The organism is Phenylobacterium sp., assembly GCF_036402295.1.
GTDB lineage: Bacteria > Pseudomonadota > Alphaproteobacteria > Caulobacterales > Caulobacteraceae > Phenylobacterium.
The window spans coordinates 1-24,508 of record NZ_DASWTE010000302.1 but is presented as its reverse complement, the minus strand read 5'-3'; the positions used below and the strand labels follow the sequence as shown (position 1 = coordinate 24,508).

Below are 24,508 nucleotides of genomic sequence, written 5' to 3'. Positions count from 1 at the left end.
TCCGTTCGCCGCCACCGTGCCGATCCCCCGGGCCTGGCGCTAGGCCTCGACCGCCACGCACGCCCGGCCGAGGGCCGCGACGTGGCGATGGTCTGTGCCGCAACAGCCGCCGAGGACACGGATGTGCCCGTGGCGGCGCAGCAGCTCGGCGTGCTCACGGCCCAGTTCGACGGGGTCGCCGTCGTCCAGGTCCGGGGCGTCGTTGAGCTCCTGATGGCTGCGCCTGGACGCATTGGCCCGGAGGCCCGCGATCCGTTTCGTCCACGACGCGCGAGCGTCGAGCACGCCCGCGAAGTGGGTCGGGTGGGCGCAGTTGACCATGTAGTAGGCGGGCGCATCGCCGGTGGCGGCGTCGACCGTCTCGATGGCGCCCCGCAGCGTCTGGCCGGTGGGCAGGCGCCCGTCGGTCTCGACGGTGAACGAGATCGCCACCGGCAGGCCGGCGTCGCGCGCCGCCCGAACCACCCCGATCGCCTCGGGGAGGTTGGTCATCGTGATCGCGCCGATCATGTCCGCGCCGGCCGCCGCGTAGGTGGCGATCTGCGGGCCGTGATAGGCGCGGGCCTCGTCGGCCGTCATCACCTCGCCAGGGTCGTAGCCGTCGCCGCGGGGGCCGACGCAGCCGGAGACCACGATGCGGGGCAGGCGGCCCTCCCACTCGGCCTTCAGCTCCTGGAGCAGCCGGATGGCGTCGCGGTTGTAGAGCTCGAGCTCGCCGGGCGTCATGCCCAGCCGCCCGGCCCAGTCAGGGCTGGCCCGCCAGGTCGGGGCCTCCAGCACGAAGCCCAGGCCTTCGGTCGCGGCGATCTCCAGATAGCGCCTGTAGTAGCGCCGGAGTGTCGCGCGGCCGACCTCGTCCTTCAGCAGGACGAAGGCCGCGAACAGGGGCAGGTCGATCCTGTCGTGGAAGATCAGCGTGGTCTCCAGGCCGCCGTCGGTCAGGAACAGGCCGCCGGCGAGCTGGGGCAGTTGCGGGGTCATGGCGATCCTCGTCATCGGGCGGGAACGGGCGCGGCGTGGCGCTGCACGAAGTCGGCGACGAGGTTGGCCACGCGAGAGGGCTCCTCCCAGTGCGGATCATGGCCCGTGCCCTCGAAGACCTCCAGGGTGGAGTCCGCGATGGCGGCGGCGAGACGATCCTGGTCGCTGCGCAGGACGAAGGTGTCGCGGTCCCCCCAGAGCAGGAGGGCCGGGACCTTCAGCCGGGCCAGGTCGGCCGTGGTGTCGATCTGCATCATGTCCTGGAGGATCTGTTTCCAGGCCCGAGCCGGGAGCTTCTGGGACTCGCTGGAGACCAGGTCGATGAAGGCCTCGGGCACCGGACGCACGATGGTGCTGACCTGGAATTCGCGGGCGAACGTCGGGTCGATGGGGTCGCCCAGCGTGCGGATCTCGCCCTCGTAGAACGCGGCCACCGCCGGATTGCCCTTCAGGCCCGGGAACGCGCCTTCCAGGACGAGGCCGGCCACGCGATCGGGGTGCTTCAGCGCGAATCGCTGGGCGACGACGCTGCCCATCGAATGGCCGAAGACCACCGCCCGGCGCACGGAGAGCCGGTCCATGACGGCGGCGACGTCGGCGACGAAGGCGTCGGTCGTGTACGGCCCGGCCGGCTTGGACGAGTCGCCGTGGCCGCGCTGGGTGATGGCGATCGCCCGGACGCCTTTCGGCAGCTCGTCCATCAGCACCCGCATCGAGGCGTTGGAGTCGGACAGGCCGTGCAGCAGCAGGAGCGGGACGCCGGTCGGGTCGCCGGACTGGATGACGTCGAGCTCGACGCCGGGGGAGACGGTGACGCGTGTGCGCATGATCTGGGCTCTCAGGGGTTGGGGGGAGACGAAGGCCCGCGGCTCGGGCGGGAGATGAAGGTCGGGCGGCGGCGCGAGCATCAGCGGGCAGCCTCCGGAACGAGGCCACGCTCGCCGCCGGCCACGTCCCGGCCGATCAGGAGGTCGCCCAGGCGGTCGGACGCGCCGTCGTAGAAGCCGGCCTGGCCATCCCAGGTGGTCGGGTTGCGGTAGGTGCCGAAGACCATGTCCCACAGCGGAATGTCGCCGTAGTTGAACCGGTGCACACCGCGCTCATGGTGCAGGCTGTGCATCTCGGGCCGGGCGATGAACCAGCCCAGCCAGGGCGGGGTGCGCAGGTTGGCGTGCTGGAACAGGCCGCAGAACGTGGCCGCCAGGAAGGCGTACAGCACCGCCTCGGGCGCGAAGCCGAAGACGAACACCAGCATGAAGCTGCCGACGAACGCCCAGCCCAGCATGTCCAGCGGGTGGAAGTAGAGCGAGCCCCAGATGTCGACGCGCTCGGCCGAGTGGTGGGTCTGGTGGAACGTGCGCCACAGGACGTCCGAGGCGTGCATCGTACGATGCCAGGCGTAGACGCCCAGCTCGTAGATCACGAACGCCGCCGGCGCGCCCAGCCAGATGGGCAGGCCGTCGGCGTCGATCAGCCGATGTTGGCCCAGGAACCCGTCCCACAGGAACGGGGCCCGGGTGGAGACGAACCAGTAGAGGACGGCGGCTATGACGCCCTTCAGGCGCCAGCCGCGGACGGCGGGGAAGTCCCTGGCCGGCGCCAGGATGTCGATGGCGGCGAAGACGGCGAAGAGGCCGAACAGCCAGTAGTCGTAGAACCCGAACACGGACGGCTCCTTTTCTCTTGGGTTGCCTTCCAAGAGCGTGAGCCGGGGCCTCACATTGTGAGGCGGCGCCGTGAGGGGTTACGGAGGCGGTGGCGCGGCGGCCGCCTCCAGTTCGCGGATGCGCCGATCGTAGGCGGCCGCCAGCGCGCGCGGGTCGGCGATCGGGTCGCGCGTGCGGCGCCAGTCCGCCTGGCTCTCGCGCAACGTGATCGGGTCGGCGCCGGCGATGATGGCGCGTCCATAGGCTTCGCGCATCTCGTGCTCCAGCAGGTTGAGCGCCAGGTCGCGGCAGAGCAGGCGGTCGGCCGGCGACGGCGGCGTCGCGCAGGGATCCAGCCTGGACGGCGGAGCCGGCTCAGCCTCGGCGACGGTTCGCGGCGCCGGTTCGGCGGGCGGTTCGACAGGCGGCGGGGTCTCAGCCGGCGGGGCGATGTCGGCCCGGACCGTCATCGCCCGCGGGACAGGCGGTGGCGGAGCGGTTGCGGCGGTCGGAACTGCGGCCGGCGAGTCACCCCCGGGGAGTCCAGGCGCGCCGCTCAGTACCCAGGCCACGGCCGCGCCGGCCGTCACGACGCCCGCAAGGACGAGGCCGATGATGGGTTTGCGGCGCGCCGGCGCACGAGTGGGCTGCGACAGCTCGAACGTGAAGTCCTCCAGCGGCGGGCCCACGTCGATCGGGAGGACGTCGTCGTTCTCGAAGGGCGGCTCCGGATCAGGCTGCCTCAGCGGCGCTCGACCAGAGGCGCGGGCCGTCAGCTCGGCTTCCAGCTGTTCAGCCAGGGCGTCCTGGCCGCGGGCGCGGGCCGAGGCGAGCAGGCTCCGGACTTCGGATAGGCGGAGGGACGAGACGTCGATCCGCAGCATGAGGCAGCGCTCCACGCCCCCCGGCACGGTGAAACCCAGGGTGGTCCAGGCCGGCCCGCAAACGCAAGCGTAGCCACGGAAGAAGCTGGTGCGACGTCAGGTCACCGTCCAGCGGACTGCGGCCTCGGGCTGGTAGGCGCAGAAGGCCCCAGTGCGGATCGAAGCCTCGAGGTGGCGGCCGAGCGGCGGGTGGGCCTCGGCGATCTTCTTGATCGCGCTCCGGATGCGCCAGGTCACGGCGGTGCGCGCCTTCTCGGCCGGATCGCCCAGCTTGCGGCCGCGGCCGCCCAGGCCCACGGCGGCCGAGAGCTGCTCGATCACCGCGTCCAACTCCTCGCCCAGGCGCTCGGTGCGGGCGAAATCGTTGTGGCGCTCTGCCTCGGCGATCTCGGCCTGCAGGTCCTGGATGCGGCGCTGACAGGCCGCACGGGCCTTGGCGTCCATGGCGGCGCCCGAGTCGCCCTCCACCAGCCGTCCGGCCAGCTCCATGCAGTGCACGCGCTCGCGCGGCGAGGCGAGCAGGACGGCAAGGTCTGCGCAGCCCTTGCTGTCGGGCAGGACGGCGCGCCGGCCCGCGAAGTCCACCTCCCACATGGCTCCGCTGCGGGCGAATCGCGCCGTGGCGTCGGCCGCGCGAGCGACGGGCGGCATCGGGCAGGGCTGACCGGTGGGCAGGCCGGCCAGGGCCAGTCCCTCAAGCAGGAACGCGGCGTCCTCGTCACGCGCGAAGGGGTTGGCGTCCATCACGTGCCGCACCGCTTCCTCCGGGCCCGCCGGGCGACCCTGCGTGATGTCGCGCAGGTAGGCATGCAGGAAGTGCGGGACCTGGGCGCGAGCCTCGTCCAGGCGGCCGAGGTGGGCGTAGCTCGCCGCCATCAGGGCGGCCTGCTCGAAGATCTGGTCGGGCGGCGACCGCTCCAGGATCGCGAGGCCGGCCTCCAGGCGTCGCGCGAGGAAGTGCGGCATGATCGAGACGAAGTAGTACCAGGGCTCGTGCAGCGGGTTCAGACGGAAGGCCTTGGCCGCCATCTCCAGCGCCCGCTCGGGCTCGCCCAGGTAGGCCCACAGCGGCGACATCTGCATCAGGCCATCGGCGCGGTTGGGGCTGAGCTCCAGGGCGCGCTCCAGATGGCGGCGGCCCTCGCCGAAGTTGCGGCGGTAGACCTGCAGCCGGCCGGCGACGACCTGGACCACGGGGTCCATCTCGTCCAGCGCCTCGGCGCGGTCCATGTACTGCTGGCTGAGGCGGTCGTCCTCGGCCTCCTGCGGCGTGGCGTGGCGCCAGTTCCAGCGCTTGAAGTGGCTGACCGACAGGCCGGCGTAGGCCCGGGCATATGTCGGGTCGATCGACAGCGCCCGCTGGAACAGCCGGCGCGCCTCGTCGTCGCCCTCGGGCGTGGCGCGTCGCAGGCACTCCAGGCCCCGCAGCCAGCAGTCCTGGGCCGGCAGGCTGGTCAGGGGCCGATGGCGCGCCTCGGCCAGCCTCGAGAGGGTCACCCGGGCCGACAGGCGGTTGGCCACCTGCACCGCGATCTCCTCCAGCACCGCGCCTGCGTCGATGAGCGGCGACTCGTAGCGGTCGGCCCAGATGGCGCGGCCCGAGGCGGCTTCCACGAGGTTGACCTTCACCAGCACGCCGCCCGGGCCGGGTCGCACGGACGCGTCCAGCAGGTGGGTGACGCCGTAGGCCTCCAGCATCCGCCGCGGCTCGAGCTGTTCCGACGTCAGCGACAGCGAGGTGCGCGCGGCCAGCACCTCGATGTCTGGCAGGCGCGAGAGCTCGGCGATCACGTCCTCCAGGAAACCGTGCGCCAGCCGCGCCTGGTCGGGCGCGAGCGGCACGGGGTCGAACGGGACCACCGCCACCGAGGCGACGCGGCGATCCCGCTCGGGACTGGGCGGGTCCCGCTGGAAGATCATCATTCGGTCATACAGCAGCGCCTCGGGCGTCGCGAGGGCTCCCCGGGGGCAACTTGCCTGCGCCGTCGCACCGCACTACGCCTGCGCTTTCGTGAAGGAAGGCCGCCCGTGAAGCATATTCTGCAAGAACTCGAGAAGCGCCGCGACGACGCCCGCCAGGGCGGCGGCCAGAAGCGGATCGCGAGCCAGCACGCCAAGGGCAAGCTCACCGCCCGCGAGCGTATCGACCTGCTGCTCGACGAGGGCTCGTTCGAGGAGTTCGACATGTTCGTCGAGCACCGCGTCAGCGAGTTCGGCATGGACAAGCAGCGGATCCCCGGCGACGGGGTCGTCACCGGCTGGGGCCGTATCAACGGCCGCGTCGTCTTCGTCTTCTCGAAGGACTTCACCGTCTTCGGCGGCTCGCTGTCCTCGGCCCACGCCGAGAAGATCATCAAGGTGCAGCGCCAGGCCATGAAGGTGGGCGCCCCGGTGATCGGGCTGTTCGACGCGGGCGGTGCGCGCATCCAGGAGGGCGTCGCGGCCCTGGGCGGCTACGCCGACATCTTCCTCGAGAACACCCTGGCCTCGGGCGTCATCCCGCAGATCAGCGTGATCATGGGCCCCTGCGCCGGCGGCGACGTCTACTCGCCCGCCATCACCGACTTCATCTTCATGGTGAAGGACACGTCCTACATGTACGTGACCGGCCCCGACGTGGTGAAGACGGTCACCCACGAGGACGTCAGCCACGAAGACCTCGGCGGCTACCGCGTGCACGCGTTGAAGTCCGGCGTGGCCGACGGCGCCTTCGAGAACGACCTCGAGGCCCTGACCCAGGTCCGCCGCCTCATCGACTTCCTGCCGCTCTCCAACCGCGAGAAGCCGCCGGTCCGCGAGAGCTACGACGACGGCAAGCGCATCGAGATGAGCCTGGACACCCTGGTCCCGGCCAATCCGAACAAGCCCTACGACATGAAAGAGCTGATCCTGAAGGTCGTGGACGAGGGCGACTTCTTCGAGATCAGCCCGGACTTCGCCAAGAATATCGTCGTGGGCTTCGGGCGCATGGACGGCCAGCCGGTGGGCATCGTCGCCAACCAGCCCCAGACGCTGGCAGGGGTGCTCGACATCGACTCGAGCCGCAAGGGCGCACGCTTCGTGCGCTTCTGCGACTGCTTCGAGATCCCGATCATCACGTTCGTCGACGTGCCGGGCTTCATGCCGGGCACCAAGCAGGAGCAGGGCGGCCTGATCCGCCACGGCGCGAAGCTCCTGTTCGCCTTCGCCGAGGCCACGGTGCCGAAGATCACGGTGATCACCCGCAAGGCCTACGGCGGCGCCTACGACGTGATGAGCTCCAAGCACATCCGCGGCGACGTGAACTACGCCTGGCCCTCGGCCGAGATCGCGGTGATGGGCGCCAAGGGCGCGGTGGAGATCATCTTCCGCTCGGAGATCGGCGACCCCGAGGCGATCGCTGCGCGCGAAGCCGAGTACAAGGCCCGCTTCGCCAACCCGTTCGTCGCCGCCTCGCGCGGCTACATCGACGACGTGATCATGCCCCACTCGACCCGCAAGCGGATCGTCAACGCGCTGAAGAACCTAAAGGGCAAGCAGCTCACCAACCCCTGGAAGAAGCACGACAACATTCCCCTGTGAGGATATATGGACGCGGCCGAGCTTGAGGTGGCGACCTGACTTGCCACGTCGTGCGCGCAAGTTGGCGCCGACCGCGATTTCTCTAATTTCCTTGTATTTGTTCGCCCGAATGGAGAACAGCTCCCGGGCTAATCTGACAACTGAGTGAAGTCTCAGGCCGCGTCACGCTTTTGACTCGACACCGCTGCGGCCGTCGTCTGACCTGCGCCGCGTCATAGGGTGTGCTGGGGCGACATCATGTCAGAGCAATACTTCCTTGAGGTCTCGGGCCTCGGCGGCGACGTGCGCGCCAAGGGTTTCGAGGGCGCGTTCGACGTCACCGCCTTCGCTTTCGCAGGCGCCAACAACGGCTCGCTCCTGGGCGCCGGCGTGACCGACTTCGGGCCGCTCACCGTGGCCTTGGATAACGAGACGGGCCTGACCGCATTTCTCGCGCTGGTTGCCGGCGGGCAACATACACCGCTGGCATCGCTGATCGTGACGAAGACGAGCGGCGACGGCCTACAGGAAACCTACCGGATCAATCTCGCCGATGTGACGGTGATCGGCGTCCGCGAGGGCGACGGCGACGGGTTCGTCGTGACGATGGACTACGACCAGATCGGCGTCATCGTCCAGACGCAGAAGCCCGACGGTTCCTTGGGTGCGCCCCAGACCTTCGGCTTCGACGAGGAGACCCATGCGATCATCGCACCGCCGGCCAACGCCGCGCCGGGTGCGGCGGTGAACGGAGCCGGCAACGGCGCGCACTACTTCCTGCTGATCGACGGGATCGACGGCGGGTCGACCGACGAAGGCCACGTCGGCTGGTTCGACCTGTCGGAATTCGAGTTCGACGCCGCGGCGCTGGCCAGCGCCGGGGGCGGTGGGGGCGGCGGCTCGGTCACCGAATTCGGCCTGCTGGACCTGCAGCTCGACAACCTGGCGGGCATCACGACCCTCCTCGCAAAGCTTGTCGCCGGGCAGACGATCAAGGGTCTGCGCATCGAGGGCGTCACGAACGACGGCCAGACCGTCTACCAGCTCGACGCGGCCGATCTGCTTGTCCGCAGGGTGGCGGACACCATCGACGCCGGACACCAGGCGAGCCTCGAGTTCGGCCGCATCAAGCTGGCCACTTTCGCTCAAGGCCCCAACGGCGCTCTCGATCCGCCGAACATCTTCACCTGGAACACGCTCACCCACACGAGCGACATCGGCGTGCTGCCGGCGATCGCGCCGGCCAACACGGGCGGCGTGGCCTCGGGCGAGGGCGCGGACCTGTTCCTCGAGGTCACCGGCCTCGGGGGCGACGCGACCGCCGACGGCTTCGAGGGCGCCTTCCAGGTGGTCTCTTATGGCTTCACCGGCCAGAACAGCCTGACCCTGGTCCAACTGGCGGGCGGCGGCGCAGGCGTGGCGGACTTCGGCCCGCTCACCGTGGCGCTGGCCAACGAGACGGGGCTCACCGAGTTCCTGGCGCGGGCCGCCGGCGGCACACACATCCCGGCGGTCTCGCTGATCGCCGCCGTCGGCGCCGAGGGCCTTGAGGAGGTCTACCGCATCAACCTCGGCGACGTGACCGTCACCGGCGTGACGGAGGACGGCGCCGACGGGTTCGTCGTCACCCTGGCCTACAGCCAGATCGGGGTCATCGCGCAGACCCAGAATGACGCGGGCGGGTTTGGGACGCCGCTGACCTTCGGCTTCGACGTAGAGACCAACGCGATCATCCCTCCGCCGGCGGACGCCATCCCAGGCGCGCCCGCAGACGGAGCCGGCAACGGGGCCCACTACTACCTGCTGATCGACGGGATCGACGGCGGCTCCACGGCGGAGGGCCACGAGGGCTGGTTCGACCTGTCGCAGTTCGACTTCGGCGACGCGCTGGTGGCGGCGGTCGCCGGCGGGGCGGCCGGAAAGCCCGCCTTCGGCCCGTTGAACGTCGCCCTCGCTGACGAGAGCGGGCTCACGGCGCTGCTCCTGCGCCTGGCCACGGGCCAGATCACTTCAGGCCTGCGCATCGAGGGCGTCACCAACGACGGTGACACCGTCTATCAGCTCGACCTCGCCGACGTCGCCGTCACCGGGGTCGAGGAGACGGACTCCGCCGGATACCGCGCCAGCTTCGACTACGGGAGGGTGAAGCTCACCACCTTCGCCCAGGAGCCGGACGGTTCGCTCGGCTCGCCCGAGGTCTTCACCTGGAACCGGATCGACAACACCTCGAACGTCGATCCGCTGCCGGTCCTTGGCGCCGGAGGCGGCGTGGGCGGCCTGGGGCAGGGGGACACCTTCTTCCTCGAGGTGACGGGCCTCAGCGGCGGCTCTACCGCGGACGACTTCCAGGGCGCCTTCGATGTCGTCTCGTTCGCCTTCTCGATCGCAAACCCCGCCACGGTCGGGAGCGGCGGCGGGGGTGCAGGCGCGGGCAAGGTCACCTTCAGCCCCCTGACCTTGACGTTCGCCAACGAGACGGGGCTGACCGACTTCCTGGCGCTGGTCTCCAGCGGCGAGGTCCTTTCCAGGGTGTCCCTGATCGGCGCCAGGAGCGGCGGCGACGGACTGGATGAGGTCTACCGCGCCAACCTCGGCTTCGTGGTGGTGAGCAACGTCGAGGAGGACGGGGCCGACGGGTATCGGGTGACCCTCGACTACGCGACCATCGGCGTGGTCCAGCAGACGCAGAACCCGGACGGCTCGGTCGGACCGCCGCAGACCTTCGGCAACGTGTCGGATGCCGTGCCGGCTGGGTCGGGCGACCCGCTGGGCAACGGCAGCCAGTACTTCATGCTGATCGACGGCGTCTTCGGCGACTCGAACCAAGACCAGCATGTTGGCTGGTTCGACCTGCCGGGCTTCCACCTCGACGTCGAGAGTCTCCTGGGGAGCGGCGGCGGCGGCTCGGGGGCGGGCGTGGTCGACTTCGATCCACTCGTGGCGGACCTGTTGAGCCTGAACGGCCTGACCGGCGTGCTCACCAAGCTGGCCAACGGCCAGATCATCAAGGGCGTGCGCATCGAGGGCGTCACCAACGATGGCGAGACCGTCTATCGGCTGGACATCGCCGACGTGGTGGTGCGCCAGGTGCTGGACGACGACGGCGCCGGCTTCCGCAGCAGCTTCGAGTTCGGCCGCGTCCGCCTGCAGCTCTTTCCGCAGGAGCCGGACGGCTCGCTGGGGCCGCCGGAGACGTTCAGCTGGAACCTGGTCACCGGCACGTCCGACATCGGGACCCTGCCGGTGATCGCGGCCAACCACCCGCCGGCGGCGGGCGACGACAGCGGCGTCGTGGACGAGGACGCGAGCCGCGTCTTCACCTGGGAAGAGCTGTTCGGCAACGACTCGGACGTGGATGTGGGCGATCCGCTCACCATCACCTCGGTGCAGGCGGGGCTCGGCTCGGTGGTGCTGGACAGCGTGGCCAGGACGGTGACCTATTTCGCCAACCACGACGACTTCGACCTCTTGGTGACCGGCGGCGCGCCCGCCGCCGACAGTTTCACCTACACCCTGACCGACAAGGCGGGCGCGACCGCCACCGGCAAGGTCACCATGCAGGTGAATGGCGTGGCTGACGGCGTGAACTTCCCGCCGTTCGGCGGCGGGCCGGACAACGCCATCCTGACCCCCGGCGACGACACCGCGAGCGCCGGCAACGGCAACGACACCGTGTTCGGGGCCGCAGGCGCCGACGTGGTGCGCGCGGGCGCCGGAGACGACCAGATCGACGGCGGCGACGGACACGACAAGCTGTTCGGCGAGAATGGCAACGACCAGCTGTTCGGCGGCGCGGGCAAGGACACCCTGCAGGGCGACGCCGGCAACGACACCCTGACGGGCGGGTCCGGCAACGACGTGATGACCGGCGGCGCCGGCAACGAGCGCTTCGTGTTCGCGAACACAGGCGCTCCAACCGAAGTGGATATCGTCACCGACTTCCGCTCCACCGGCGAGGACCGCATCGTGCTGCAGGGCGGCCTTACGGTCGCGACGGTCCAGATCATGGACTACGACCACACCGGACCGCCCGACACGGTGATCACGCTGTCCAGCGGCCAGACTGTGGTGTTGGCCGGCTACACCGGCCCGCTGGCGGGCTTCGTGATCTAGGGCGGAACAAGGCGCTCCGACCCCTCGTTCTGAACGGCGCGGCGAGTTCGCTCGCCAAACGACTTCAAGAACGAAGGAGAACAGCCATGGCCGGTCGTTGGAGCGACGATCAGGAGCGGTACTGGCGCGATCGGGATCGCGAGCGGGGGCGGGAGCGGTATGACGACCGCTATGACGTCTTCGGCCTGAACGACGAGCGCGAGCGGTGGTCGGGCGCGGAGAACCGCACGTTCGACCGCGGACATGAGCGCGATCGCGAACAGCGCGCCTTCGGCGAGCGGGAAACGGGCGCGGGCTACAACGCCCCGCGCGGCGAAGGCCGCTACTACACGCAGAGGGCGGATGAGGACCGCTACGGCCGCGGCGGCTGGCAGGACCCGGACTACGGCGGCGTCTCGCCGGCCATGCGGCGCGGTGACTACGAGACCGGCTACCGCGCCAATCCGCGCTTCCGCAACCAGGACTACACACGCGACGGCGGCCGCTATTACGGCGACGACGGCCGTGCGCGCCTCTACCGCGAGGAGTGGGAGTACGGCGGCGGCCCGTCGCGCGGCTACGACCCGGAAGGCCGCCGCTTCGGCAGCCGTGAGGCCGACCAGCGGTGGGAGCGCGAAATGGGGCGTCCCTACGGCGAGGGCGGCGCGCGCGGAACCTACTCCGGCGGGACCGGCGGCTACGACTATGAACGCGGCTACGGCGACGCGGGGCGCTCGGAGGGCCGCCGCGGCGGCGAGGGCTTCGAGGAGCGCGCGCGTGAGGCGGGGGACTTCTTCCGCCGGACGGGCCGTCGGATCTCGAACTGGTTCTCGGACGTGGCGGGCGAGGGGTCATATGACCGCGGCTACGCCGAGGACCGGGAACGCTACGAGGCCTATCGCGGCGCCCGTGGCCTGGGGCCCAAGGGTTACAAGCGCTCGGACGAGCGGGTAAGCGAAGACGTCCACCAGCGGCTGGCCGACGACCCCTGGCTCGACGCCACGAACGTCAATGTCGCGGTCTCGGGCGGCGAGGTGACGCTGTCGGGCTCGGTGGACAGCCGCGAGGCCAAGCACCGCGCCGAACGGATCGTGGAGGACCTGACCGGCGTGAACCACGTGCAGAACAACCTGCGCATCCAGCCGGGCAACTACTTCAAGAGCGCCGGCCGCGGCTATGGCGACAGCGCCGAGGCGGCGGGGATGTCCAGCGCCCAGCCCGTGAGGGACGTCACAGACGGCGACAAGTCACCCCAGAAGCGGAACTGACCCCCGCGGCGGCGCGACATAGATCAATGCCGCGCCGCGCGCCGGATGGTCTGCTGCGGCGATTCTCACTTGGGAGACCCGCCGCGTCATGGGGAACTTGCCACACGCCCTGGCCATCGCGACGGGCCTGGTCGGCGCCACCGTGGTGATACACATGGTGGGGCTGGATCTGCTGATGCGCCTCACCCGGCTGCACCTGCGCTGGTTCCTGAGCGTCTGGCACGACCTGGACCGCCTCCTGGTGCCGATGGGGATCGTCACCGGCCTGTTCGTGCTGCACGGCGCCGAGATCTGGCTCTACGCTTTTGCCTACAAGGCGCTGGGGCTGCTGCCGACGATCGAGGCGGCCCTCTACTACTCGACGGTCGCGTACTCGACCTTGGGCGAGGGCGGTGCGCCGCTGCCCACGGACTGGCGCATCCTGGGCGCCCTGGAAGCGATCAACGGCATGCTGATGCTGGGCTGGTCCACGGCGTTCCTGTTCCAGGTGCTGAGCCACCTGCTGGAACCAGGCGAGGCGCATGCGTTGCCCAAGGGCGCGATCTCGCGGACGGCGCGCCGCGAACGGGTGCAGCAGAGCTCCTAGAGGGGCGGCGCCTCGGGGGCCAGACCCGGTCGCGACGCCACCGGCCCGCCGTCTGCGAACTGGCCGCAGCGGTCCCAGTTGAAGGCGGCCACGCCGAACACCTCGACGCAGGCCGGGACTTCGTCGCGGCCGATGCGGCCCTGCTTGGCGAGCCAGGTGCACTGGGCGACCGTGCCGATCAGGTAGCTGGCCACCGGCGTGCCGTTCGAGCGGCGATTGGGGATCGCCGCCTGGTTCGCCTTGGTGTCGGTGAAGGCGTTTCCGAAGCCCATGGGCGTCAGCACGATGGTGTGGGCGTACTCGTGCGCCGCGACGTTGATCGCGCAGGAGCGCGCGACCGGGTCGGGCCGGCCGTAGGCGGCGAGCACGATCTTCTCGATCAGGATGTCGGAGTAGCGGCCCAGGGCCGCACCTTCGCCGGCCGCGCCGAGCCCGCCCGAGGTGTTCTCCACCAGCTCCACCTGCGCCGGGGCGAAGCGGGCGCCCGCGGGCTCTAGGCTCACGATGCTGGCGATGCGGGGGATCGTGGCCGCCTGCTCGGAATCGCGGGCGTAGACGGCGGGGTAGCGGTCGGACAGCGCCAGCAGGTTCGACCGGAACTCCGGGGAGCGCAGGGTGGCGTGGGCGTCCGCAAGCAGGCGTGTAAGCTCGGTCGTCTCGGCGTCGCTCGTCGTGCCGACGATGCGGCCGTACGGCGTGCGGTCGGGACGGGTATCCTCGGCGCGGTTCTCCCAGGCGATCCAGCCCACCATGGCGATGGCCGCCAGGAACGCCCAGAGGCCGGAGGTGAAGACATTGTGCCGCTCGGGCGCTTCGGACATCAGCCGGCGGCGGCCGCGGCCTGCAGCGCGGCGTCGTCGCCCCGCCCCAGCGGGTCGCGCAGGTGGCCGCCGTTCGGCACGAACTCCAGAGACACCGAGTTGATGCAGTAGCGCTGGCGCGTCGGCGGCGGCCCGTCGGGAAACACGTGGCCCTGGTGGCTGTCGCAGCGGGCGCAGCGGGTCTCGATGCGGACCATGCCGTAGCTGACGTCGCGGACGCCCACCACATGCGCCTCGTCGAACGGCGCCCAGAACGAGGGCCAGCCGGTGCCGCTCTCGAACTTGGTCTTGTGCCGGAACAGCGGCAGCGCGCAGAGGCGGCAGCAGTAGACGCCGTCGTCCTTCTGATCGAGCAGGCCGCCGCAGAACGGCGCCTCGGTGCCGTGGTGCAGCAGGACGTTGGCTTCCTCTCGGGAAAGGCCTGCCTCCAGTCGCTTGCGTTCCTCAGGGTCAGGAGGCGAGAGAGAGAACCCGGAAGGGGAGACCGCTGGCGTGCTCATGGCCGCCAATCTAAGGTCCCGCCCTTCGCGGCGGAAGACGGGAGTCGATACCGAATGATCATCGCCACCACACCCGAAGTGCCGGAAGGCCGGGTGGTGAAGACGCTGGGCGTCGTCACCGGCGAGGCCATCATCGGCGCCCACATCTTCCGCGACTTCTTCGCCGGCATCACCAACATCATCGGCGGCCGCGCCGGGGGCTATGAGAAGGCCCTGCGGCAGGCCCGCGACATCGCCCTGCAGGAGATGCAGCTCGAGGCCAAGTCCTTGGGCGCAGACGCCGTCGTGGGGGTGGATCTCGACTACGAGAACCTGGGTGTCCAGAACGGGATGCTGATGGTGACCGCTTCCGGCACGGCTGTGAAATTGGGCGCGTAAGACACGGAATGTTCTCGAAAATCCTGATCGCGAACCGGGGCGAGATCGCCGTCCGGATCATCAAGACCTGCCGCCGGATGGGCATCAAGACGGTGGTCGTCTACTCCGACGCCGACGCCGACTCGATGGCCGTGGAGATGGCCGACGAGGCGGTGTTCATCGGCGGCGCGCCGGCGTCGGAGAGCTATCTGGTGGCCGACAAGATCGTCGACGCCGTGCGCCAGACCCGCGCCGAGGCGGTGCACCCGGGCTTCGGCTTCCTGTCCGAGAACGCCGGCTTCGCGCGCCGGCTGGCGGCCGAGGGAATCGTCTTCATCGGCCCCAATCCCCACGCCATCGAGGCGATGGGCGACAAGATCGAGTCCAAGAAGTTCGCCGCCAAGGCCAACGTATCGGTGGTGCCCGGCCACGTGGGCGAGATCGACGACACCGCGCACGCCGTGAAGATCTCCGATCAGGTCGGCTACCCCGTGATGATCAAGGCGTCGGCCGGCGGCGGCGGCAAGGGCATCCGCGTCGCCTGGAACCGCAAGGACGTGGAGGAGGGCTTCCCGGCCGTCCGCGCCGAGGCCAAGGCCAGCTTCGGCGACGACCGCATCTTCATCGAGAAGTTCATCGAGAGCCCGCGCCACGTCGAGATCCAGGTGCTGGGCGACAAGCACGGCAACGTCGTCCACCTGTTCGAGCGCGAGTGCTCGATCCAACGCCGCAACCAGAAGGTCATCGAAGAGGCGCCCAGCCCGCTGCTGGACGAGAAGACCCGCAAGGCGATGGGCGACCAGGCCGTCGCGCTGGCCAGGGCCGTCGGCTACGACAGCGCCGGCACCGTCGAGTTCGTCGCGGGCCAGGACCGCAGCTTCTTCTTCCTCGAGATGAACACCCGCCTGCAGGTGGAGCATCCGGTGACGGAGATGATCACCGGCGTCGACCTGGTCGAGCAGATGATCCGCTCGGCGGCCGGCGAGAAGCTGCCGTTCGCGCAGAAGGACCTGAAGATCAACGGCTGGGCCATGGAGAGCCGGATCTACGCCGAGGACCCGTACCGCGGCTTCCTGCCCTCGATCGGGCGGCTGGTGCGCTATTCCCCGCCGCAGGAGGGCGACACGTCCTACGGCTTCGTCCGCAACGACGCGGGCGTGCGCGAGGGCGACGAGATCTCGATGTTCTACGACCCAATGATCTCCAAGCTGTCGACCTGGGGGAAGACCCGCGACGCGGCGATCGACGTGATGGGCCGGGCGCTGGAGGACTTCCACATCGAGGGCCTGGGCCAGAACATCCCGTTCCTGGCCGCGGTGATGGACCAGAAGCGGTTCCGCTCGGGCAAGTTGTCGACCAACTACATCAAGGACGAGTTCCCCGAAGGCTTCCAGGGCCTGCCGCCCACCGAGCGACAGCGCGACCTGATGAGCGCCGTGGCGCTGGCCATGCACCGGGTGCTGACCCGCAGAGCCGCGCCCGACCTGCTGCGCGACGACTGGATCGTGATCGCCGGGCACAAGAAGCGGGCGGTGAACGTCCAGGCCGACAACGGCGACTTCACCGTCGAGTCCGACGGCAAGCGCTTGCGGCTGGAGAACGTCCACTGGCGGCCGGGCCAGCCCGTGTTCCGCGGCCGCTTCGATGGCCAGGACTTCACGGTGGCGGTGAAGCCCGCGGCCGAGGGCTTCGTGATCCGCCACCGCGCCACGACGCTGCAGGTGCTGGTGCTGACGCCCCGCTCGGCCGAGTTGCACGAGAAGCTGCCGCCCAAGAAGGCCGCCGACACCTCCAAGATGGTGCTGTCGCCGATGCCGGGCCTGGTGGTCTCCATCGACGTGGCCCAAGGCCAGGACGTGAAGACCGGCGAGATCGTGGCCGTGCTCGAGGCGATGAAGATGCAGAACATCCTGCGCGCGGAGCGCGACGGCACGGTCAAGGCCGTCAGCGTCAAGGCGGGCGACAGCGTCGCGGCCGACGAGGTTCTGGTAGAGTTCGCCTGAGCGACTGACCTCGCTGGGAGATTCGATGGGCTTTGCGGAGCTCTTCCTGTCCGCGCAGGGCCGTGCGCCGCGCCTGCCGTCGCTGATCGCGGCGGCGGTGCTCCTGGGGCTGGCGGCGCTCTACGAGGCCCTGGTGGGCGCCACGCTTCACTGGATCACCGGCTGGTTCGTCTACCCGGCGCTGTTCTACGCGGGCGCCTGCGCGCTCTCGAAGCGGCTGCATGACCGCGGCCGCTCGGGCTGGTGGGCGACGCCGACCCTGGTCTCGGTCGTTGCCGTGTGGCCGCACCCGGCGGGTTTCCTCGACTTCGTGTTCTTCCTGGTGCTGGTCTGGGCCTTCGTCGAACTGGCGCTGATGCCGGGCGAGCAGGGCGCCAACCGCTATGGCGTGAACCCGCTGGCGCCATTCGGGGCGGCCTGACAGTCGGATCAGTGAACGAGCGGCGACGGATGACCGGCGGCTGGGGACGAGGCCCCTCTCGTCACGGGTGCGTTCTCATCCCGCGGCAGGCGGTCGATCAGCACCCGGTTGCGCCAGATTTCGACCTTGGCGGCGGTGCAGACGTCGAGCGCGCGGCGTATTGCTTCTTCGTCGCTCGGGGCCGGGAAGTCTTCGCAGAGGACGTATCCGCTCGCGAAGTACTCGATCAGTCGGTAGCGCCGCACACGGCCGCGCCGGGTGTTCTTCGGCTTCATCTTGGTCGTCCCGCGCTGCGGCCGGCAAGGCATGGCGGGTCGTGCAGCCACCGCAGCCACATCGATGCTGCTGAAAGCAAGCGTTCAAGGCGAGAAACAAGCCCGCCCGAACGTGAAAGTTAATAGCGGGCCGTACTCAAAATGCCAGTCATCTTGACGTGAAATAACAAGCGCACCGGTTGCGTATTTGGAGCAACGGAGACTGTAGTAGAGCTTTGGTGAGCTGGCGCGTGACGCATTACGATATGTTAAATGCGCGCGCATGGGATCTCCGTGGGCGGCGGCTTACTACAAATTCCCCTCAAGGGGGAATTGTTTGCTTGCAGTTTCAACGGTGATAGCGAAATGCCGGGCGAGATGCTCCGCCTTCGTCCTCGGGCCGTCGTGGCCTGAGCCCAGGCGTTCCCGTCGGGAAGGTTGCACCCCCTTTCCGGCTGGGGGGTTGGCGCCCTCGACTTCGGCTGAGGGCGACTTCTTACCGTAGGGGGCGGCGACGCTCGGCCGCACCCGTTATCCATCCGCCTTAACGACCTGGAGGCTTCTCACCGGGAAGCTGCAGGCGAGGGCGTTTGAGTCGGGATTTCGTATGCGTTTGCGAGTGTTGGCGGCCGCGGCCGCGGTCTGCTTCCTGTTGGCCCCATCGGCGCAGGCGGCCGGAAGCTTTGAGGAAGAGGTGCTCGCGGCCATCAACTATGCCCGCACCAAGCCGCAGGCGTTCGCCCGCCACCTCCGCGACGCCGATCCTGAGTATGCGAGCTGGGCGGGGGACGAGCCAGGCGCGCTGGACGAGGCGGTCGCGTTCCTGATGCGCCAGCCGCCGCTGCCGCCGCTGCGCTGGGACGAGCGGCTCGGAACGGCGGCCCGCGACCATGCGGACGCGCAGGGCTGGAGGGGGCAGGAGGGCCACACCGGCCCGCGCGGTGACACCTTCGCCCAGCGTCTGCAGCGGGTCGGCCTCTACGCCGGCCTGAGCGCCGAGAGCATCTCCTATGGCCAGATGTCGCCCGAGGACGTCGTGCGGCAGCTGATCGTCGACAGCCGGGTGCGCAATCGCGGCCACCGGCGCGACATCTTCAGCCGCGGATTCCAGGCCGCCGGCGTCGGCTGTGCCGACCACGCCCGCTACGGCGCAATGTGCGTGATCCAGTACGCCGGGGCGATCGTGGCGCGCTGAGGTCGCCTCCGCTAGGCTAGCGGGCGGCGAACACGTTCGCCCAACCGAAAGCGAGGGCGGCGTGCGTGTGCTGACGATGACGGTGCTGTTTACGCTCGCGGCGGGCGGGGCGCAGGCCGGCGAGCTCTACCTCGTGAACGGGAGGGTGTTCACCGCCGATCCGCAGCGACCCGCAGCCGAGGCCGTGGCGATCCGCGACGGCCGGATCGTGGCTGTTGGCACGTCGGCGGAGATCCGCGCGCTGGCCGCCAAGTCGTCGGCGGGGGCGCTGCATGACCTGGGAGGACGGCGCGTCGTCCCCGGGCTGATCGAGGCGCACGGTCATGCCGGGCCCGCGCTGCCTGGCCGGTCGGCGCCGATGCCCAACCTGCCGTGGCCCGGCCCGACGCCCGACGAGGCCCTGAAGGCGATCAAAGAGGCCGCCCGCGAAGGGCCGGGCTGGATCGAGGGCGAGATCGGGCCGCTGGTGGTCAACGACCCGCGCAACTGGCGTCAGGCGCTGGACGCGGTCGCGCCGGACAATCCCGTCGTGCTGCGTCCCTGGTGGGGCCACGGCACACTTATGAACTCGGCGGCGCTCAAGGCGCTGGGCGTGGCCGAGGACGTGCGCGACCCGCTGGGCGGCTGGTACAGCCGTGATGCATCTGGCCGGTTGGACGGGCGCGTCCGCGAGACGCCCGAGTGGGTGCTGATGCGCCGGCGCGGCGCGGCCGTCGACCAGGCCACGGCGTCGGCGGCGTATCGCGCGACGGCGGAGCTCTACGCGGCCTGGGGCGTCACGACCTACCATCAGATGATGCAGAACCAGCCGCTGGGCGAGGGCCTGCAGGCGCTGGCGGCGGCGAAGTTGCCGATCAAGTGGAGCGTCTACGGCTGGGCCACGCCGCAGCGCGCGCCGGCCGACGCCTGGGACATGTTCCGCGGCGCCGCCTCGCCGGCAGCCAACGTGCGTATCGCCGGCATCAAGTGGGTGCTCGACGCCACGCCGATCGAGCGGGACGCCTACATGGCGGAGCCATACGCCGACCGGCCGGGCTGGCGCGGGCGGCCGAACTATCCCGGCCAGCTCGACGCGATCCTCAGGGCGACCCTGGCGAACGGGAAGCAGCCGGCCTTCCATGTTTCGGGCGATGGCCAGCTGACCGATCTCCTGGCGCGGATGGAGGCGCTCGCGCCCGTCGAACGGTGGCGGGCGCTGCGGGCGCGGATCGAGCACGCCGACGGCCTCACGCCCGGCCTGATGGCCCAGACGCGGCGGCTGGGCGTGGTGATCGTGACGAACCCGCTGCACCTGGACCCGATGCCGGACGCCTCGGGCACGCCGCTGATGAGGGCCCGCCTCGGCGATCGCGCGGCCGCTTTCCAGCCCATGAAAAGCGTTGTCGCCGCGGGCATCCCCTTCGCGATCGGATCGGACGCGGGCGGGCCGCCGGCCAATCCGTTCCTCAACATGATGCTGGCGGTGATCGACCCTTCGAACCCGAAGGAGGCCCTGACCCGCGAACAGGCGCTCCTGGCCTACACCAGCGGCGGCGCGTTCGCCGAAGGGCAGGAACGGGTGAAGGGAATGATCAGGCCGGGCATGGCGGCCGACCTCGCCGTGCTGTCGCAGGACATCCTGGAGGTTCCGCTGCAGGCGCTTCCGGGCACGAAGAGCCTGCTCACCCTGGTGGACGGTGAGCCGGCGCACGCCGACGGACCGTTTGCCGACCTGAAGCGCTAGGCCGGCGCCTCGGCGTCCTCCACTGCGCCGAACACCCGCCGGAAACTGGCCTTCAGGGCCCCGTCGGCCTCGTCCATGGTCACCGGCAGGCCCAGGTCCACCAGGCTGGTCACGCCGTGCTCGGTGACCCCGCAGGGGACGATGCCGCCAAAGTGGGCGAGGTCAGGCTCGACGTTCAGCGAAACGCCGTGGAACGAGACCCAGCGGCGCAGCTTCACGCCGATGGCGGCGATCTTGTCCTCGCGGGGCGGGGCGCCGGGCGCGCGCCGCTCGACCCAAACCCCCACGCGGCCGTCGCGGATCTCGCCCTTCACGTTGAAGGCGTCGAGCGCGCCGATCACCCAGTCCTCCAGCGCGGCCACGAAGGCGCGCACGTCGCGCCGCCGCTGGGTGAGGTCGAGCATCACGTACGCCACCCGCTGTCCGGGCCCGTGATAGGTGTACTGGCCGCCGCGACCGCTTGCGAAGACGGGGAACCGGTCGGGATCGATCAGGTCGCCTGCCTTGGCCGAGACACCGGCGGTGTAGAGGGGCGGGTGCTCCAGCAGCCAGACGAGCTCGCCCGCGCGGCCTTCGGCGATGGCGGCGGCGCGCGCCTCCATGGCGGCGACGGCCTCCGGATAGGCGACCGGCGTGCGCGAAACCGCCCAGCCGGTGGGGGCGGCGTCCGTGCGGCCGAATGGCGCTTCGGCTGGCGAACTTAACGACCGATCAAGCATGTTGCGACCAATGTGGGGCTCGGGCGTGCGTCGCGCAAAGCCCAGCACAGTGTCGAGGTCCTCCTTCGTGAGCCAGGTCAAGGCGGTCAATGTCGAAATCCAGGTGGTGCTCGGCCGCGCCACCTTGCCCATGGCGCAGCTGTTGCGCATGGGCCGCGGCGCCGTCATCCCGCTGGACACGACCGTGAACGAGGAGGTCTGGATCCTCGCCAACAACCATCCGGTGGCCCGCGGCGAGATCCAGATCAACGACGAACGCATCGCCATACAGGTGACCCGCGAGGCCAATGTCTACGACTACATGGCGGGCAGCGTCTAAACGCCGTAGCGACGGGCACTTGAGTATGCGGCCGGTGTTTGCTACCTGCGCCGCCTCACCACGAGCGGTCGTGGCGGAATTGGTAGACGCGCAGCGTTGAGGTCGCTGTGGGGCAACCCGTGGAAGTTCGAGTCTTCTCGACCGCACCAGTGAATCAGGGCCTTTACCGAGGAACGAGCAAAGCCGTCCGCACATAGCTTCGGGGAGGTCCGCATGAGTCGCGAAACGGACGACCTCACCGACGTTGCGGACCTCGAGGAAGATCTCGAGGACCTCGCCCTCGAAGACGACTACGCGCTCAATCCGGAGTTCGTGTCCGACGTCGCCGACGCGCTGGACCGCGGCGACGCCGAGCGTCTGCGCGAGCTGATCGCGGCCCTGCACCCGGCCGACGTGGCCGATCTCATGGGCTTCCTGGCGGCCGACGCCCGCGAAGAGCTGATCCCGCACCTCGATCCCGAGACGCTGGCCGAGATCCTGTCCGAGCTGGACAGCGAGATCCGCGAGGAGGTGCTGGAGCACGTCCCGTCAGCCACGCTGGCCAAGGCCATCGGGGAGATGGAGTCGGACGACGCGGCCGACGTCGTCGACGACCTGGAGGACGACAAGCGCGCCGAGGTCATGGCCGCCATGCCCGAGCTGGAGCGGGCGGCCATCGAGACCACGCTCAGCTACGGGGACGAGACCGCCGGCCGCCTGATGCAGCGCGAGGTCGTGGCCGCGCCGCAGTTCTGGACCGTCGGCCAGGCCATCGACCATTTCCGCAAGGATCCGGACGAGCTGCCCGAGCTGTTCTTCGACATCTATGTCGTGGATCCGGCCTTCAAGCCGGTGGGCGCCGTGCCGGTCAGCGGGCTGCTGCGGGTGGGCCGTCAGACGCCGCTGGCGCAGATCATGGAGCCGGTGACCGAGATCACCGTCGACCTCGACCAGGAAGAGGTCGCCTACATCTTCGACAAGTACCACCTGATCTCGGCGCCCGTGGTCGACGCGGCCGGCCGGCTGGTGGGCCAGATCACCGTCGACGACATCGTGGGCGTCGTGCAGGAGGAGGGCGAGGAGGACATCCTGGCTCTGGCCGGTGTGTCGGACGCCGGCCGCGACGCCGGCGTCATGGGCATCGTGCGCTCGCGCCTGCCGTGGCTCCTGGTCAACACCGTGACGGCGGCGCTGTCGGCCAGCGTGATCGGGGCCTTCGAGGGGGAGATCGAGAAGCTGGCGATTCTGGCCGCCCTGATGCCGGTGGTGGCCTCGCTCGGCGGCAACGCCGGCACCCAGACCCTCACCGTCGCGGTGCGCGCCCTGGCGAGCCGCGAACTGTCGGCGTTCAACGCCATGCGGACCGTGAGCCGCGAGATGGTCGTGGGCCTGATGAACGGGGCGATCCTGGCGGTGATCACCGGCGGCGTGCTCTGGGCCGTGTTCCACGACGTGGGCCTGTCGATCGCCTTCGGCGCCGCGATGATCATCAACTTCTTCATGGCGGCGCTGGCCGGGGCGGTGATTCCGCTGGCGCTGGACCGGATGGGACGGGACCCGGCCGTTTCCTCTTCGGTCTTCGTGACTTTCGTGACGGACTTCACAGGTTTCTTCGCCTTCCTCGGCCTCGCCGCGCTAATCCTGTTGTAAGTGGCGTCGGGCTTGCGCCGGGGTACCCCGGGCGAAGGCCGCCTGTGCCGAATTGGGTCAATTGGGAGCCATGCTCTCGCGTCACCGCGTGTCCCGGGCGGCCATCGAGCTGATCAAACGGTTCGAGGGCTACCGCCGAAACGCTGCCCAGCTGCCCGACGGGCGCTGGACGATCGGCTATGGCCATACGCTGACGGCCCGCGAAGGGGCCGAGGTCTCCGAGCCCGACGCCGAGGCGTTGCTCGTCTATGACCTGATCGCCGTGCAGCACGCGGTGAACGAATGCGTCTACGCGCCGCTCGACCAGAACCAGTTCGACGCCCTCTGCAGCTTCGCGTTCAACGTGGGGCTCGACAACTTCCGCCGCAGCCAGGTGCTGAAGCGGCTGAACGCCGGCGCCCACGTGCAGGCCGCCTGCGCCATGGAGTTGTGGCGGAAGACCGACTTCGAAGGGGAGCGGATCGTGCTGGACGCGCTGGTCCGCCGCCGCGCCTCGGAAAAGGCCCTGTTCCTCAGCCCCGACGACGGGAACTGGACGCCGGCGCCGTCGCCGCTGCTTCGGCCGGTCATCGACCTCGACGCCCTGGACCTGGTGCCGCTGCGCCGGCCGGTGGAGGTGGAAGCGTCGTTCGAGGGCGACCGGGTTACGGCCCGTCGCGACGACCTGGCGTCGGCCGGGCCCGACGACGAAACAGCCCTGCCGCCCGAGCCAACGCCCGTCGAGCCGGCTGCGCCCGCCGTCGCCGCCGCCGCCGAGGCTGTCACGGCCCGGCTTGAGACGATCTTCGCCGATCCGGGCTCCGAACCCGAGCCGGAGCCGGAGTTCGTCGCCGGGCCGATCGAGGGCCCGGTGCTCGAGGAATCGCCCGCCGAGCCGGAACCCATCGAAGAGGCGCTCGCCGAAGAGGTGCGTCCGCAGGCCGACTTCGCGCCGCCGATCACCACGGTCGCCGAGCCCGAACCCGCGCCGGCCGCCACCTTCACGCCCAGGCCTTTCGCTGAACCGGCCGACGCGGAACTGGACATCCCCAAGACGCCGGCCTCGTCGCTTTACGGCGACGAGCGCGACGGGCCGCAGGTGAACGTCGAGGTCGCGCCCTACGAGTTCATCCCGGCCCGCACCCGGCCGCCGCCGGCCCCGAAGGAGATTTCGGTGGTGTGGGACCTGCTGCTGGCGCTGTTCGGCCTGGCCTTCTTCGGCTTCGGTGTGTTCTGGGGCCTGAACGCGCGCGCGGCGCCGACCGGCGGCCTGGTGACGCCGATCATGGTGGCCTGGCCTGCCGGCCTGGCGGGCGTCGGCTTCGTGGTGGTGGCCGTTTTCCGCCTGCTGCAGCGCCTGGGCCGCGAGGCCGAGCGGGACTAACTCGCGAGCGGCCGCGACGCGTGCTAACAGCCGCCGCATGATCCCGAACCACGGACCCGCCATGGAGTTCGGCCTCGGCGAAGCTGCCGACGCCATCCGCGAGACGACCGCCCGCTTCTCAGCGGACAAGATCGCGCCGCTGGCCGCGGAGATCGACGCCACCAACGAGTTCCCGCGCGCGCTCTGGCCGCAGATGGGCGACCTGGG

The 24,508-nt window shown here is 70.0% G+C and carries 22 protein-coding genes and 1 tRNA gene; 14 read left to right on the top strand and 9 right to left on the bottom strand.

What is annotated here, in order from left to right; all coding sequences use genetic code 11:
* Positions 1–39 precede the first annotated feature (39 nt).
* The 5 genes from VGD44_RS18245 to VGD44_RS18225 form a co-directional block, all read right to left on the bottom strand.
* Positions 40–981 carry a homocysteine S-methyltransferase family protein gene (locus VGD44_RS18245; RefSeq protein ID WP_331089754.1) on the bottom strand — a complete coding sequence of 314 codons (942 nt, stop codon included), beginning with the start codon at positions 979–981 and terminating at the stop codon, positions 40–42.
* 11 nt (positions 982–992) lie between these two features.
* Positions 993–1,808 (bottom strand): alpha/beta hydrolase, encoded by an 816-nt coding sequence (locus VGD44_RS18240; RefSeq protein ID WP_331089752.1) that lies wholly within the window; start codon positions 1,806–1,808, stop codon positions 993–995.
* Between the two features lie 80 nt (positions 1,809–1,888).
* Positions 1,889–2,647 (bottom strand): sterol desaturase family protein, encoded by a 759-nt coding sequence (locus VGD44_RS18235; protein WP_331089750.1) that lies wholly within the window; start codon positions 2,645–2,647, stop codon positions 1,889–1,891.
* A 78-nt stretch (positions 2,648–2,725) separates the two neighbouring features.
* Positions 2,726–3,511: a hypothetical protein gene (locus VGD44_RS18230; protein WP_331089748.1), complete on the bottom strand. Its 786-nt coding sequence runs from the start codon at positions 3,509–3,511 to the stop codon at positions 2,726–2,728.
* Between the two features lie 96 nt (positions 3,512–3,607).
* The gene (locus tag VGD44_RS18225) at positions 3,608–5,431 is read right to left on the bottom strand and encodes a hypothetical protein (protein ID WP_331089746.1); all 1,824 of its coding nucleotides are present in this window, start codon (positions 5,429–5,431) and stop codon (positions 3,608–3,610) included.
* 108 nt (positions 5,432–5,539) lie between these two features.
* Here VGD44_RS18225 and VGD44_RS18220 point away from each other — a divergent pair, with 108 nt between their 5' ends.
* The 4 genes from VGD44_RS18220 to VGD44_RS18205 all read left to right on the top strand — a co-directional run bounded on the left by VGD44_RS18220 (position 5,540) and on the right by VGD44_RS18205 (position 12,997).
* Positions 5,540–7,072, top strand: coding sequence for an acyl-CoA carboxylase subunit beta (locus tag VGD44_RS18220; protein ID WP_331089744.1), 1,533 nt, complete (start codon positions 5,540–5,542; stop codon positions 7,070–7,072).
* Positions 7,073–7,309: 237 nt separating this feature from the next.
* Positions 7,310–11,164, top strand: coding sequence for a type VI secretion system tube protein Hcp (locus tag VGD44_RS18215; RefSeq protein ID WP_331089742.1), 3,855 nt, complete (start codon positions 7,310–7,312; stop codon positions 11,162–11,164).
* A gap of 86 nt (positions 11,165–11,250) precedes the next feature.
* Positions 11,251–12,411, top strand: coding sequence for a BON domain-containing protein (locus tag VGD44_RS18210; protein WP_331089740.1), 1,161 nt, complete (start codon positions 11,251–11,253; stop codon positions 12,409–12,411).
* Positions 12,412–12,499: 88 nt separating this feature from the next.
* Positions 12,500–12,997 carry an ion channel gene (locus VGD44_RS18205; RefSeq protein ID WP_331089738.1) on the top strand — a complete coding sequence of 166 codons (498 nt, stop codon included), beginning with the start codon at positions 12,500–12,502 and terminating at the stop codon, positions 12,995–12,997.
* On the opposite strand, the gene VGD44_RS18200 is transcribed toward VGD44_RS18205, so the two are convergent.
* Both VGD44_RS18200 and msrB read right to left on the bottom strand, forming a co-directional pair.
* Positions 12,994–13,818 (bottom strand): hypothetical protein, encoded by an 825-nt coding sequence (locus VGD44_RS18200; RefSeq protein WP_331089736.1) that lies wholly within the window; start codon positions 13,816–13,818, stop codon positions 12,994–12,996. The genes VGD44_RS18205 and VGD44_RS18200 overlap by 4 nt on opposite strands.
* Positions 13,818–14,318 carry a peptide-methionine (R)-S-oxide reductase MsrB gene (msrB, locus tag VGD44_RS18195; protein WP_331089734.1) on the bottom strand — a complete coding sequence of 167 codons (501 nt, stop codon included), beginning with the start codon at positions 14,316–14,318 and terminating at the stop codon, positions 13,818–13,820. Before msrB ends, VGD44_RS18200 begins: the two co-directional genes overlap by 1 nt.
* Before the next feature lie 54 nt (positions 14,319–14,372).
* Between msrB and VGD44_RS18190 the strand changes: the two genes are divergently transcribed.
* Genes VGD44_RS18190 through VGD44_RS18180 form a run of 3 tightly spaced genes read left to right on the top strand, consistent with a single transcriptional unit; the run spans position 14,373 to position 17,099 of the window.
* Complete coding sequence (locus VGD44_RS18190; protein ID WP_331089732.1) at positions 14,373–14,696, top strand: heavy metal-binding domain-containing protein; 324 nt, start codon at positions 14,373–14,375, stop codon at positions 14,694–14,696.
* An 8-nt stretch (positions 14,697–14,704) separates the two neighbouring features.
* Complete coding sequence (locus VGD44_RS18185) at positions 14,705–16,678, top strand: acetyl/propionyl/methylcrotonyl-CoA carboxylase subunit alpha (protein ID WP_331089730.1); 1,974 nt, start codon at positions 14,705–14,707, stop codon at positions 16,676–16,678.
* A 25-nt stretch (positions 16,679–16,703) separates the two neighbouring features.
* A complete protein-coding gene (locus VGD44_RS18180; protein WP_331089728.1) occupies positions 16,704–17,099 on the top strand; it encodes a DUF805 domain-containing protein in 396 nt (131 codons plus the stop codon).
* A gap of 8 nt (positions 17,100–17,107) precedes the next feature.
* Here the strand turns inward: VGD44_RS18180 and VGD44_RS18175 are convergent, their stop codons facing one another.
* A complete protein-coding gene (locus VGD44_RS18175) occupies positions 17,108–17,374 on the bottom strand; it encodes a hypothetical protein (protein ID WP_331089726.1) in 267 nt (88 codons plus the stop codon).
* Positions 17,375–17,960: 586 nt separating this feature from the next.
* On the opposite strand from VGD44_RS18175, the gene VGD44_RS18170 reads away from it, so the two are divergent.
* Both VGD44_RS18170 and VGD44_RS18165 read left to right on the top strand, forming a co-directional pair.
* The gene (locus VGD44_RS18170) at positions 17,961–18,548 is read left to right on the top strand and encodes a CAP domain-containing protein (protein ID WP_331089724.1); all 588 of its coding nucleotides are present in this window, start codon (positions 17,961–17,963) and stop codon (positions 18,546–18,548) included.
* 61 nt (positions 18,549–18,609) lie between these two features.
* Positions 18,610–20,271 (top strand): amidohydrolase, encoded by a 1,662-nt coding sequence (locus VGD44_RS18165; RefSeq protein ID WP_331089722.1) that lies wholly within the window; start codon positions 18,610–18,612, stop codon positions 20,269–20,271.
* Here VGD44_RS18165 and lipB read toward each other — a convergent pair.
* Positions 20,268–20,990, bottom strand: coding sequence for a lipoyl(octanoyl) transferase LipB (gene lipB, locus VGD44_RS18160; protein WP_331089720.1), 723 nt, complete (start codon positions 20,988–20,990; stop codon positions 20,268–20,270). The two genes, VGD44_RS18165 and lipB, sit on opposite strands and share 4 nt — an antisense overlap.
* 10 nt (positions 20,991–21,000) lie before the next feature.
* Between lipB and VGD44_RS18155 the strand changes: the two genes are divergently transcribed.
* From VGD44_RS18155 to VGD44_RS18135, 5 genes are all read left to right on the top strand, one after another.
* Positions 21,001–21,309, top strand: a complete 309-nt coding sequence (locus VGD44_RS18155) for a FliM/FliN family flagellar motor switch protein (protein ID WP_331089809.1) — start codon at positions 21,001–21,003, stop codon at positions 21,307–21,309.
* A gap of 64 nt (positions 21,310–21,373) precedes the next feature.
* Positions 21,374–21,458: transfer RNA gene (locus tag VGD44_RS18150), tRNA-Leu, on the top strand.
* Between the two features lie 64 nt (positions 21,459–21,522).
* The gene (mgtE, locus tag VGD44_RS18145; RefSeq protein ID WP_331089717.1) at positions 21,523–22,938 is read left to right on the top strand and encodes a magnesium transporter; all 1,416 of its coding nucleotides are present in this window, start codon (positions 21,523–21,525) and stop codon (positions 22,936–22,938) included.
* A gap of 70 nt (positions 22,939–23,008) precedes the next feature.
* Positions 23,009–24,301, top strand: a complete 1,293-nt coding sequence (locus tag VGD44_RS18140; protein WP_331089715.1) for a lysozyme — start codon at positions 23,009–23,011, stop codon at positions 24,299–24,301.
* A gap of 37 nt (positions 24,302–24,338) precedes the next feature.
* A partial coding sequence (locus VGD44_RS18135) for an acyl-CoA dehydrogenase family protein (RefSeq protein ID WP_331089807.1) occupies positions 24,339–24,508 on the top strand: 170 nt, incomplete at its 3' end.